8 protein-coding genes are annotated in these 12718 nt (G+C 63.3%); all 8 read left to right on the top strand.

The window, feature by feature from the left end; all coding sequences use genetic code 11:
* The first annotated feature begins 580 nt into the window (after positions 1 to 580).
* The 8 genes from E3O06_RS12105 to E3O06_RS12070 all read left to right on the top strand — a co-directional run bounded on the left by E3O06_RS12105 (position 581) and on the right by E3O06_RS12070 (position 12581).
* Positions 581 to 1195 carry a hypothetical protein gene (locus E3O06_RS12105; protein ID WP_134503644.1) on the top strand — a complete coding sequence of 205 codons (615 nt, stop codon included), beginning with the start codon at positions 581 to 583 and terminating at the stop codon, positions 1193 to 1195.
* A 208-nt stretch (positions 1196 to 1403) separates the two neighbouring features.
* Entirely contained in the window at positions 1404 to 1871 is a 468-nt protein-coding gene (locus E3O06_RS12100; RefSeq protein WP_134503643.1) for a hypothetical protein, read from the top strand.
* A 417-nt stretch (positions 1872 to 2288) separates the two neighbouring features.
* Positions 2289 to 2564: a hypothetical protein gene (locus E3O06_RS12095; protein ID WP_241980127.1), complete on the top strand. Its 276-nt coding sequence runs from the start codon at positions 2289 to 2291 to the stop codon at positions 2562 to 2564.
* 270 nt (positions 2565 to 2834) lie between these two features.
* On the top strand, positions 2835 to 5399 hold the full coding sequence (locus E3O06_RS12090) for a heavy metal translocating P-type ATPase (RefSeq protein ID WP_134503642.1): 2565 nt from the start codon (positions 2835 to 2837) through the stop codon (positions 5397 to 5399).
* 93 nt (positions 5400 to 5492) lie between these two features.
* Positions 5493 to 7925 (top strand): phosphoketolase family protein, encoded by a 2433-nt coding sequence (locus E3O06_RS12085; RefSeq protein WP_134503641.1) that lies wholly within the window; start codon positions 5493 to 5495, stop codon positions 7923 to 7925.
* Between the two features lie 5 nt (positions 7926 to 7930).
* Positions 7931 to 11224 carry a beta-phosphoglucomutase family hydrolase gene (locus tag E3O06_RS12080; protein WP_134503640.1) on the top strand — a complete coding sequence of 1098 codons (3294 nt, stop codon included), beginning with the start codon at positions 7931 to 7933 and terminating at the stop codon, positions 11222 to 11224.
* A complete protein-coding gene (locus E3O06_RS12075; protein WP_134503639.1) occupies positions 11221 to 12279 on the top strand; it encodes a type II glyceraldehyde-3-phosphate dehydrogenase in 1059 nt (352 codons plus the stop codon). Before E3O06_RS12080 ends, E3O06_RS12075 begins: the two co-directional genes overlap by 4 nt.
* Positions 12279 to 12581 (top strand): DUF2933 domain-containing protein, encoded by a 303-nt coding sequence (locus E3O06_RS12070; RefSeq protein ID WP_134503638.1) that lies wholly within the window; start codon positions 12279 to 12281, stop codon positions 12579 to 12581. The genes E3O06_RS12075 and E3O06_RS12070 overlap by 1 nt, the downstream gene beginning before the upstream one ends.
* Positions 12582 to 12718: the final 137 nt, after the last annotated feature.

Here is a 12718-nt window from a genome sequence, read left to right as displayed (position 1 = left end):
GTAACAGCCTCAGGCTGCGCAGGTTCGCAGCAGTGAAGACCGCATCAGTTGTGCAGAGTGAACACCCCTGAATGGACGCCGATTTCGCGTCGGTCGGTTGATCCGGTTCTCTCAGGTGGGAGCGCCGCCCATCGGGTACTCTACGGGATATAGGCTCGGCGTGAATCGTTTATTCGACCGGAATCTGAAGCGGAGGTGACATGATTCTGAAGGCCAGTTCGATCACGGACCGCCCCCACAGATATGTCACCCGCTCGACGATCGTTGCAATTCTGGCCCTGGCCGCGATGTTGCTCGGCGTCCTCGCGGGCACTCGATGAACGTCGGGCGGGAGATCAGCGGCCTACTTCCGGCTGCATCGACACATGCCGGTGTGCTCAGCAGCGCGAATGCATCAATAACTGGTGGCGTCGCTGCGGTGACCCCTGCATCTCACACCGTCACGGGGTTGTTCGCCTGGGCGGGAAAGGGAGCTCTCATCGTTGGGGCCATCGTGGCCGGAAAAAAGAACCAGCGAGCATGAATGACGACTTCGCGGCAGCATGTTGTCGGAGATGGAAAAGCCAAAAGGATTACTCTCATGAAAGTCGACAAGCTCCACAATGACGATCTGGTATCGGAACGAACTGCTCACCCGCGGGCAGATATCCCTACGGCCAGGGAATCCGTTCAGTCGATCTGGAACCGGACGGTGCCGGACTATGGCGGAGTCAGCGACAGCGCGAGCGCCGGCTATGTTCTCACTGGCCTCGTCAACGCCGCTCTTGACATCGTCGCCTATCGTCAAATCTCAGCTAGGCCGGACTCTATCCACCTAGTATCCGCGGACGGGATCAGCTATCTCAAATTTCCCGCGGCAATCGAACGAACGGCGGACACCGCTGTTCTTCTCTCCCACATCATGGCCACTAACGCCGAAGAGGGTAAAGCTCTCGGTGACCTCATGGGCAAGAACCCACCATTTCGCTCACTGCGCATCGTCATATGCTCTCTGGACGGCGACGTTAGGGTCAACCGACTCGACCTGGATCCAGAGAGCCCCGGCGGTGCGTCTTGGTACGGCCCTTTCGATTTCGAACTTTTCAACGAAATTGCCATCGGTTTTGCGCTCTTCGTCACCCACATGATCGCCAATGTGTTTGACGATGACGACGGTAGGGAAACCTTTCATGAGTCACTTGAATGGATTTCCTAACAGCAAACGTGGTGCACGGGTGGAGCTGTGAATCGGCGCACGACGGGGCCGCAGTCGTGTCAAGCGAACGCCCTCGAGCTGCCCGGGATCTCGCGTCGGTCGTGTGATTCGGTCCGCTCAAGCGAGATCGTCGTTCATCAGGTACTCTACGGGGGTATGTTCTCGGTGTGACTCTCTTGGTTCGGCCGGAATCTGAAGCGGAGGTGACATGATTCTGAACAGTAGCTCGATTGCGGACCGTCCCCAGCAGCATGTCATCCGCTCAACCATCGTTGCGGTGGTAGCCATGGCCGCGATGCTGCTCGGTTTGCTCGCCATCCACTCGGTGGGCGTCGAGCAGGAGGTCGGCGTCGCGGTCTCGACCGCATTGACACATGCCGATTCGGCCGGCAGCCACGATGTCACTGCAGCCGTTGGTGTCGCCGCGATTACCACTGCAGTTCACGTCGTAAACGGATCGTTCATCGGGGGAAAGATCGGCACGCTCGGTTGCGCGCTCATGGCGATGGTGTGCGTTGTTCTGCTCATTCTTGCCACCCGGGTGCTACTAAATCGTTTGCCTGCTGCGTACGACCGATCACTCGACGCCGGTGGTCGCTTGGCTGATGCCGTCTACACAGCCCCTCTCCACATTCACCGGCCCAGCCTGACCGTTCTCTCCATCAGTCGCACCTAGACCGAGGACGACGAGCGCGCCCGCTCCTCTGAACGAAACCGATGTCACATTTGCGCAGGGTACGCTCCCTGGCCGCGAGGGTGCTGTCGAGATGCGTGACGTCAACGTAGCCAAAGTCGGCATCAGTCAGAGGGTCCGTGACCTCGACGCTGCCCGGGATGTTGCTCGCGCAGTTGTTGGGACGCCTCGGTAACTACTTTCACCAAGTACTCTCCGGTGCGCCCAAGACGCTACCGTGTGGCCCGGAAATCGACCCGGAGCAGCCAGCATCCCCAACATGGGTCCCGCCGACACCGTCTGCCATCCACTATTTCTATACGAGATGCACTGGAATTCGGCTGGCGTCGCCATCATTCTTCTCGCCGAAAAAACACCGGTCAACAGCCTCTAAACGCCCAACCCTAATAGGAGAACACAATGAAGCACCCCCGTGGAAAAACAATCGATGTTGTCTCGGTGTCGACGTTGAGCGTAGAGGAAATGGCCCGGAAGGCGTATTGGCGTAAGCGCCGATTCGTCCGTATCGGGCAGGTGCTTATGCTCGCGGGCGTTCTCGTCGCCCTCGTGCACTGGCTTGCGCACCTTGAAGCGTTCGGGCCTGGACAACCTGCGGGCTGGTTGGATCTTGCCGTCGGATATCCCATGGGAGGGATTCTGCTCATCGTCGGCGCGATCGTGGCCGGGAAAAAATAGCCAGGAGCAGGGAGGTCAGGCTTGGGAGTCGTCGGACGGGGCCGCAGCAGCGTCGGCGATGTTGGCCGGGACCGCGCGGAGGCGCCCCCAATACAGAAGATCGGGGCGCGTCACGCCGCTGGCTTGTCGCGGGCCGTTTCCGGGTCTTAAGCCCCTTCTTCAGTCAATGACGCATAAGTAGCGTTGAAGCCACCTGAACAACACCGTGTCACCTGCATCTACGCAGATACCCACTCGACCCGTTTCAGTCGTAGCAAATCGGAGAGAATCATGAAGCAAGACCGCAGAAGCGTCGTGGTCGGAGTTCGCGGCCTGCACTGGGCAACTTCGAAATTGGTCGTCGAGAAGGTGCTTTCCCGGCGTCCCGGGGTCATCTCCATTGACGCGAATCCGGTATCGCAGACAGCCAACATCACCTATGACGCCAACCGCACCTCTCTTTCTGAGGTCGTGCGCTGGGTCGAGGACTGCGGTTTTCATTGCGCGGGACAATCAGTGCCGGCGCACATGTGCGAGCCGATGGCGGAGCCGTCGACTACGAAGATGGTGTTGGGAGTGCATCCGGGCCATGACGCACTGGTCGCCACGGCGATGAACCCCGCGGCCTCCGGCCAGAGCACAGAGCACAGCCACACAGAGCACAGTTCCATGGCTGGCGCGCAGACGGATGGCGCACAGATCGGCATCTCGGCCAGCGCGGATGCAGCAGCGCAGGGGCACGCGGTTCATGACAAGCACGGCGAGAGTCCTACGCCCCAAGATGTGATGGGGCATGGTGGCCATGGCGGAAAGTCGATGGCCGAGATGGTCAAGGACATGCGCAACCGGTTCATCGTGGCTGCGGTATTTGCTCTGGCGATCCTGGTCTGGTCCCCGGCCGGTCGAGTGGTCTTGTTCGGATTCAGCCCGCCCACTCCATTCGGTATTCGCGAGGACATCTTCACTCTGATTCTCTCGTTGCCTGTCGTGTTCTACTCGTCCTGGATCTTCTTCACCGGGGCGGTCCGCGCTCTCCGGGCGCGTACCCTGGACATGATGGTGCTGGTTGCCATAGCCATCGGGTCAGGGTGGATTTACAGCCTGATCGTCACGTTGACCGGCGGTGGTGAGGTGTTCTATGAAGCCGCGAGCATCCTGGCGTCGTTCGTTCTTCTCGGACACTGGCTGGAGATGCGGGCGCGCGGCGGCGCTAGCGAAGCCATCCGAACCCTCCTAGAACTGGCCCCGTCGGTCGCGCTGGTGATCCGAGATGGAGAACCGGTCGAAGTTCCAACCGGCGACGTGCAGTCGGGGGACCTGCTGCTCATCCGTCCAGGGTCCAAGATTCCCGTCGACGGAATTGTGGAAGACGGCCAATCCGATGTCGATGAGTCGATGGTGACCGGGGAAAGCCTACCGGTCGAGAAGTCGGTCGGTTCCAACGTTGTTGGAGCCACACTCAATACCACGGGCACCATGCGGGTACGTGCGACGAAGGTGGGCGCCGAGACGGCACTAGCTCAGATCGTCGCTCTCGTCCAGGCGGCACAGAACTCCAAGGCACCCGGTCAGCGACTCGCGGATCGGGCAGCGTCATGGCTTGTCCTCGTCGCGCTGCTCGGTGGAACCGCGACGTTCCTGACCTGGTTCTTCATCGGCGTGGGCGTACCGACGGCGCTGTTGTTCGCCATCACGGTCGTCGTTATCACTTGTCCGGATGCCCTCGGGCTGGCTACACCGACGGCAATCATGGTCGGCACAGGGCTCGGCGCCAAGCGCGGTGTCCTGTTCAAGAACGCGACCGCCATAGAGACCTCCGCGCGCATCGACACGGTGGTGATGGACAAGACCGGAACGCTGACCAAGGGCGAACCAGAAGTGACCGACGTGGTCGTCGAGGGAATCGAGGAGACAGAACTGCTTGCGCTCGTCGCCGCTGTGGAACGCGAGTCAGAGCATCCTCTCGCTGGTGCCGTCGTCAGACATGCGGAGGAGAGCGGTGCAGCGAGGTATGCGGCGAGCGACTTCCTGAACGTCCCCGGCAAGGGCGCCGGTGCCCGGGTAGAGGGACGCCGGGTCCTGGTCGGAAACCTCAAGCTCATGAGCCAGGAGGGAATCGAACTAGGACCTCTCGCCGCCCGCCGCGACCAGTTGGCCGCGACCGGCCGTACGGCCGTGCTCGCTGCCGTGGACGGACGGGCCGCCGCGGTGATCGCCCTAGCCGATGCGGTCCGTGATACCGCCGCCGCCGCCGTCGCAGCGCTGCACGAGTCCGGCATCGAGGTCGTGATGCTGACGGGGGACAACGAAGCCACCGCCAAACGGATTGCAGGCCAACTCGGGATCGAGACGATCATCGCCGAGGTGATGCCGGGCGACAAGTCGGACAAGATCGCCGAGCTTCAGAAGGCAGGCAAGAAAGTCGCCATGGTGGGGGATGGCGTCAACGACGCCCCGGCGCTCGCGCAAGCCGACCTGGGCATCGCGATCGGCGCGGGAACGGATGTCGCCATCGACACGGCCGATGTCGTCCTGATGCGTTCCGATCCGCTCGACGTCCCGGTGGCACTGCGAATTGGAAAAGGCACGGTCCGGAAAGAGCGGCAAAACCTGGGCTGGGCTGTGGGCTACAACGTCATCGCGCTGCCGATCGCGGCCGGAATCTTCGTGCCGCTCGGGTTGAGACTCAGCCCGGAGATTGCAGCCATCTCCATGGCCGGGTCGAGCCTGATCGTCGCCGTCAACGCCCTCATGCTCAAACGGCTCCGGCTTCCGGACCAGGCGGCCCCGACCGCCGCGGCAAAGGTGGCACCGGTCCCGGTGCCCGCTTCGGGCTCGTCCGGCGACGTGGGCTGAACGATGCACGCAACGCATGCTCCCTCGCCGACCATTTTTATCACCGATTAACCCCGTGAACGCCGTTCACCCCAGCCGCCGGAGGAATCACCCATGACCGCACTGGACCACCACGCTGCCGCCCCGGCCAGGCTCCCGCTCAGTGTCACGGAGCTGGATCTCATCAACGCCTGGTGGCGCGCCGCGAATTATCTCTCGGTCGGCCAGATCTACCTGCTCGACAACCCGCTCCTCCGGGAGCCGTTGACGCTCGACCACGTCAAGCCGCGGTTGCTGGGTCACTGGGGCACGACACCCGGACTCAACCTGATCTACGCACACCTGAATCGGGTCGTCACCGCGCGGGACCTGAACGCAATCTATGTCACCGGGCCCGGTCACGGGGGCCCTGGACTGGTCGCCAACGCCTACCTCGACGGGACCTACAGCGAGGTCTATCCGCACATCGGGCAGGACACCGATGGCCTGAGGCGGCTGTTTCGGCAATTCTCCTTTCCCGGCGGAATTCCCAGCCACGTCGCGCCGGAGACTCCCGGTTCCATCAACGAAGGCGGCGAGTTGGGTTATGCCCTGATGCATGCCTACGGCGCGGCATTCGACAATCCCGACCTCCTGGTCGCCTGCGTCATCGGCGACGGCGAAGCCGAGACCGGCCCGATGGCTGCCAGCTGGCACTCCAATAAATTCCTCGACCCCATCGCGGACGGTGCGGTGCTGCCGATCCTGCATCTCAACGGTTACAAGATCGCCAATCCCACCATTCTGGCGCGCATCCCCCGGGAGGAGCTCAACAGTCTCCTGGAGGGATACGGCCACCGGCCGTACTACGTCGAAGGCGACGATCCGGAATCGGTTCACCAACAATTCGCCGCGGTTCTGGACGACGTCGTGACCGAGATCGCACGCATCCAGAACGACGCGCGGACCGGCGACGTGACAGACCGCCCGCGATGGCCGATGATCGTGCTTCGCACTCCGAAGGGGTGGACCGGTCCCCGGGAAGTGGATGGCCTGCAGACCGAGGGCACCTGGCGATCGCACCAGGTGCCGTTGTCGGGCATTCGGGAGAACCCCGAGCACCTGCGCCAGTTGGAACAGTGGCTGCGTTCCTACCGTCCGGACGAACTGTTCGACGAGCAGGGACGGCTGCGACCGGAACTGGCGGCGCTGGCACCGGCCGGTGTCCGCCGGATGAGCGCGAATCCGGTGGCGAATAGGGGGTTGCTGCTTGAATCGCTGCATCTGCCGGACTTCCGCAACTACGCCGTCCCGGTCGACCAACCCGGAACGGTACTGAGCGAAGCGACCCGCGTCCTGGGAGAGTTCTTGCGCGATATCATCCGGGACAACCCGCATAACTTCCGGCTCATGGGACCAGATGAGACGGCCAGTAACCGGCTGGGCGCAGTATTCGAAGGCACCGACCGGGTCTGGCAGGGCCAAATCCTCCCCACCGACGAACACCTCGGCCGGTCGGGGCGCGTGATGGAGGTCCTGTCCGAGCACCTCTGCCAGGGCTGGCTGGAAGGGTATCTCCTCACCGGCCGCCACGGCATGTTCTCCTGCTACGAAGCGTTCATCCACATCATCGACTCAATGGTCAACCAGCATGCGAAATGGCTCAAGGTCACCGGTGAAATCCCGTGGCGCCGCCCCATCGCCTCATTGAACTATCTGCTCACCTCTCACGTCTGGCGCCAGGACCACAACGGGTTCTCGCATCAGGATCCGGGTTTCATCGATCATCTGGTCAACAAGAAGGCCGGAGTCATCAGGATCTATCTTCCGCCGGATGCGAACACACTGCTGTCCGTCGCCGACCACTGCCTGCAGAGCCGCGACTACATCAACCTCATCGTGGCGGGCAAGCAGCCCGCGCTGTCCTACCTCAGCATGGACGACGCCGTACTCCATTGCACCCGGGGTCTGGGAATCTGGGAATGGGCCGGCAACGAAACCGAAGCGCATGCGGGTGGAGCGCTGGCGGAGAGCGCCAGTGGGCTCCCGGATGTCGTCATGGCGTGCGCTGGGGATGTTCCCACGTTGGAAACGCTCGCCGCCGTGGATCTGCTTCGGCAGCATCTTCCGCAGTTGAAGGTGCGGGTCGTGAACGTTGTGGACCTGATGCGGTTGCAACCCGACACGGAGCATCCGCACGGACTTTCCGACGCACAGTTCGACGCGATCTTCACGCCCTCGCAGCCGGTGGTTTTCGCCTTCCACGGCTATCCGACGCTCATCCACCGACTGACCTATCGGCGCCGGAACCACTCCAACATCCACGTGCGGGGTTTCAAGGAGGAAGGGACCACGACGACCCCGTTCGACGTCGTCATGCTGAACGACCTCGACCGGTTCCATCTGGTCATGGATGTGATCGACCAGGTGCCGGCGCTGGGAGCGGGAGCGGCACCGTTGCGACAGCGGATGAGCGATGAACGGCTGCGCGCGCGGGCGTATACCCGCGCTCACGGCGAGGACGACCCGGCCATCAGCGGATGGACCTGGCCACACGGAGGAGCGTAGCTCCCATGCCGACACTGCAGAACCTGCCCACTGTGGGCCACCGGTCGGGCCACCACTCCGGGTACCGTGCGGTGATATTCGATATGGACGGCGTTGTCACCGACACGGCCAGCGTGCATGCCGCAGCGTGGAAAGCACTCTTCGATGAGGTGCTGTCCGCGCTGTCCACGCTGCCACAGGTGCCGTTCGATGCCGGTGACGATTACCGCCGTTACGTCGACGGGCGTACCCGGGAAGACGGGATACGGGCGTTCCTGGCAACTCGGGACATCGAACTGCCCGAGGGAACAGTGTCCGACGGCTCCGAGCAGTTGACCGTCAATGGTCTGGCCTTGCGAAAACAAGCACTTTTCGAGCGGGAGCTCTCCCACCAGGGGGTTCATGTCTTCCCCGACGCGGTCCACCTCGTCCGCGAGCTGCGCTCGGAGAACATGTTGATCGCTCTGGTCACCTCCAGTAGGAACAGCGCCGCCATACTGGACGCGGCTGGCATTGGCGGGCTGTTCGACGTGCGTGTCGACGGCACCGACGCGGTGGCCCTGTCGCTCCCCGGTAAACCCGACCCGGCCATGTTCCTCGAGGCGGCGCGCCGCCTCGACATCGATCCGGCGGATGCCGTGGTCGTCGAGGACGCAACCGCCGGGGTGCGTGCCGGCGCGGCCGGCGGATTCGGGTTCGTCGTGGGAGTGGACCGTGCCTCGAACGGGGAAAGTCTGCTCCAGGCCGGAGCGGACGTCGTGGTCGCCGATCTGACCGCGCTGGACGATTTCGGAACCAGACTGCGCAGCCGGGACTCCGCGACCTGGTGCGGGGGCGCCGCCAACGCGGAAGACAGCTGGCTTCTCGGCTATGACCGGTTCGACCCCGATCAGGAGCAAACCCGAGAGGCATTGTGCACCCTGGGCAACGGATACTGGGCGACGCGCGGCGCGGTTCTCGGCAGCGTCAGCGACGGCGTGCACTACCCCGGCACCTACCTGGCCGGGGTCTACAACCGGCTCAGTTCCGCTGTAGGAGGACGCGCGGTCGAAACCGAACACATGGTCAATGCCCCCAACTGGGCGTTCCTCACTGTCCAGGCCGAGGACGGGCCGGTGTTCCGTCCCGGATCGGGGGAGATGATCAGCCACAGCCAGGAGCTCGACCTGCGACGGGGGGTGCTGACCCGAACGAACCGGTACCGGGATGCCGCCGGACGGACGACCCGTGTGAGTTCTCGGCAGTTCCAGTCGCAGTCGCATCCGCATCTGGCCGCCCTGGAGATTACGGTGGAGGCGGAGGACTGGTCGGGGGACATCATCGTCGGTTCGGGGATCGACGGGAAGGTGGCGAACCGCAACGTCGCAGCGGACAGCGCGCTGGCTCACGAGCACCTCCTGCCCGTCACTGCCAGCGAATCAGACCCCGAAACGGTGCTGTTGGAGTCGGTCACGAACCAGTCTGCGGTGACCATCGCAACCGCGTCGCGCACCCGGCTTCGAGACGGTGCCGGTGAGCTCGGCCGGAATCGTCGGCTGGTCGATGACGCCGGATATATCGGACACTCCATCACCCTCACTCTTGAGCGCGCCCGGCCGGTTGTCATCGAGAAAGTCGCTGCCGTGGCGACGTCCCGGGACCGGGCAGTGTCCACGGCCGTCCTGGACGTGCAGAAGAGAATCCGGCGCGCACCGGGTTTCGAGGAGCTGTTGGAGAGCCATCTTGAAGCCTGGGAAGAGCTGTGGGAGCGGTTCGGCGTTCACCTCCAGTCCGGTGAGCGGCAGTCCCTGGCACTGAACCTGAACGTCTTCCATGTGCTGCAGACCCTCGCCCACGCCAACCCGGACCTGGATGCCGGAGTGCCCGCGCGAGGCCTGCACGGTGAGGGCTACCGTGGTCACATTTTCTGGGATGAACTCTTCGTCTATCCGACGATGACCCTGCGCCGGCCCGACCTGACCCGGGCCCTGCTGCAGTATCGCTACCGACGACTGGACGAGGCACGGGCCGCGGCGCGCATGGCTGGCCTGGCGGGGGCGATGTTTCCCTGGCAGAGCGGCAGCGATGGGCGCGAGGAGACCCCGACGGAGCTGTTTAATGTGCGGACCGGCCAGTGGATGCCCGACAATTCACATCGACAACGCCACGTCGGCCTCGCTGTTGCCTACAGCGTCTGGCAGTACTACCAAGCCACGGGGGATAGGGAATTCCTCGCCCGGTACGGGGCTGAGATCCTGGTCGAGGTAGCACGCCTGTTCACCAGCCTCGCCAGCTATGACCGCGCCGCCGACAGATTCGACATTGCCGGCGTGATGGGCCCCGACGAGTTCCATGACGGTTACCCGGATGCCCCGGGCCAGGGCCTGCGCAACAATGCGTATACCAACGTGCTGGCATCCTGGGTGCTGGCACGAGTCGGCGACGCGGTGGGTCTGCTGACCGGTCACGATCTCGATTCGCTGCGGCAGCGGCTGGAGCTCGGCGTCGAGGAGCCGATTCAGTGGGACCGGGTCAGTCGAAGACTGCGGGTGCCGTTCCATGCCGACGGCATCATCAGTCAGTTCGAGGGTTACGAGCAGCTTCAAGAATTCGACTGGAGCTCCTACCGGCTCCGCTACGGCAATATCGGTCGTCTAGACCTCATTCTCCAGGCCGAAGGTGACAGTACCAACAAGTACCGCTTGTCGAAGCAGGCAGACGTCCTAATGCTGTTCTACCTGTTGTCCGCTGAGGAACTCCGGGCGGTTTTCGATCGACTCGGCTACGCCCTCCCGGCCGATCTGATACCGCGCACGGTCGACTTCTACCTGTCCCGAACCAGTCACGGCTCCACCCTCAGTCGGCTGGCCCACAGCTGGGTACTGGCCCGGAGCGATCGGCCGGCGTCATGGCTGCTGTTCACCCAGGCGCTGGAAAGTGACCTGTCTGACACGCAGGGCGGAACCACCCGCGAGGGCGTTCATCTCGGAGCGATGGCCGGGACCGCCGACATGGTCGTGCGCTGCTTTGGCGGCGTGGAAACACGAGAGGATGCGCTGTGGCTGCACCCGGTGCTCCCAGCGGACCTGCCGGCGGCATCATTCCAGTTGCTCTATCGGGAGCAGCCGATCAGCGTCGACATCACCCGAAACCATGTTCGGCTTCGTCTCCACTCCTGTTCAGCCCAGCCGATCAACGTCTGCGTTGAGAACATGAAGAAAACGATCGGGCCTGGCGAAACACTGGTGATCGCCCTCGAACCACCCGGCCCCGACATCGCGCCTGCCGTTCCTCCATCCGTCCCATCCGTCCCATCCGTCCAAAGAAAGCAGAGCACATGAACCACATCCGCGTGGCTGTCAACGGTTACGGTGTCATCGGCAAGCGAGTAGCCGACGCCGTCCTGCTGCAGCCTGACATGGAGTTGAGCGGTATCGCCGACGTCGCCACAGACTGGCGGATCCAAGCAGCCGCACAACGACTCCCGATCTTCGCTGCCACAGACGAGGCCTTGGATTCCATGCGATCGGTCGGAATCCCTGTGAATGGAACCCTCGACCAGCTGCTGGAACAGTCGGACATCGTCATCGACACCACTCCCAAATACGTTGCCGCCGGCAATTTCGCCCGCTATCGGGAAGCCGGTATCAAGGTCGTGTTGCAGGGCGGAGAATCCCACACGACGACGGGACATTCCTTCGTCGCCCAGGCAAACTACGCCACGGCACTCGGGCGGGACAGTACCCGGGTCGTCTCCTGCAACACCACCAGCATCGTCCGGGTACTCGGCGCTCTCCAAGACGCCGGACTACTGCTCCGCGCGCGAGGTGTTCTGATCCGCCGGGCAACCGACCCCTGGGAATCGCACCTCGGGGGAATCATGAACACGATGGTCCCAGAACCGACCATCCCATCACACCAGGGCCCTGACGCGCAGACGATCCTGCCCGACCTCGATTTGGTCACCATCGCGGCAAAAGGCGCCCACACCCAGACCCACAACCACTACTGGACGCTGCAGCTAACCCGGCCGGCCAGCAGGGAGGACGTTCTCGATGCGCTCCGAGCGGCACCGCGCATAGCGTTCATCCGTATGTCCGACGGGCTGGTCGCACTCAACTCGACCATCGAACTGATGCGGGACCTGGGCCGCCCGCGCGGCGACATGTGGGAAGTTGCCGTTTGGGAAGACCTGGTCACCGTGCAGGGTGATGAGGCCTATCTCACCTACCAGGTGTACAACGAAGCCATCGTGATACCCGAAACCATCGACGCCATCCGGGCGCTGATGGGTACGGCAGCCGACGCGGCGACGTCGATGGCGATCACTGATGCGACGTTCGGAATGCGCAAGGATTTCCTGAAAATGCCCCAGACGTCAGGGAGCCGGCTGTGATGACGCAGCACGATCACGGCAACGCGGGAATGGCCGGATCTCGGAGTGGGCGAAACGGATTCCCCCTCTACGGTTGGGTCATCATCGTCCTGGCCGTTCTCGGCCTGGTTCTCTACGCGATCACCGAACACTGGGCACACCTGCCGACGGCGCTGCCCTATATCGGCATCGTCCTCGTGGCCGGCATGCACCTGTTCGGGCACCGTGGCCACCAACACGGCAGCGCACCGAGTGCGCAACACACGGAGGACCAACACGGCAGCGCACCGAGTGCGCAACAGACGGAGGAGGAGAAACCATGAAGGCCCCGTAATTTGCTGCACCTCGCCCGTCGACGTCAGCGACGAGCAAGTCGGGATGGCCGTGAGCACTCCCTGCAGCCGCGAACCGGTGAACGAAATCACAGCGGGCAGTTGCGCTAAATTCCCTGCCCGGACAC

The sequence above is a fragment of the Cryobacterium glaciale genome (assembly GCF_004402535.1).
Taxonomy (GTDB): Bacteria; Actinomycetota; Actinomycetes; order Actinomycetales; family Microbacteriaceae; genus Cryobacterium; species Cryobacterium glaciale.
The sequence above is the reverse complement of the archived record's forward strand: the minus strand, read 5'-3'. Positions and strand labels throughout refer to the sequence as shown.

Coding starts and splice junctions, on each gene's coding strand:
- E3O06_RS12075 (WP_134503639.1), top strand. CDS start 11,221: ATGAACCACATCCGCGTGGCTGTCAACGGTTACGGTGTCATCGGCAAG.
- E3O06_RS12095 (WP_241980127.1), top strand. CDS start 2,289: ATGAAGCACCCCCGTGGAAAAACAATCGATGTTGTCTCGGTGTCGACG.
- E3O06_RS12100 (WP_134503643.1), top strand. CDS start 1,404: ATGATTCTGAACAGTAGCTCGATTGCGGACCGTCCCCAGCAGCATGTC.
- E3O06_RS12105 (WP_134503644.1), top strand. CDS start 581: ATGAAAGTCGACAAGCTCCACAATGACGATCTGGTATCGGAACGAACT.
- E3O06_RS12070 (WP_134503638.1), top strand. CDS start 12,279: ATGACGCAGCACGATCACGGCAACGCGGGAATGGCCGGATCTCGGAGT.
- E3O06_RS12085 (WP_134503641.1), top strand. CDS start 5,493: ATGACCGCACTGGACCACCACGCTGCCGCCCCGGCCAGGCTCCCGCTC.
- E3O06_RS12090 (WP_134503642.1), top strand. CDS start 2,835: ATGAAGCAAGACCGCAGAAGCGTCGTGGTCGGAGTTCGCGGCCTGCAC.
- E3O06_RS12080 (WP_134503640.1), top strand. CDS start 7,931: ATGCCGACACTGCAGAACCTGCCCACTGTGGGCCACCGGTCGGGCCAC.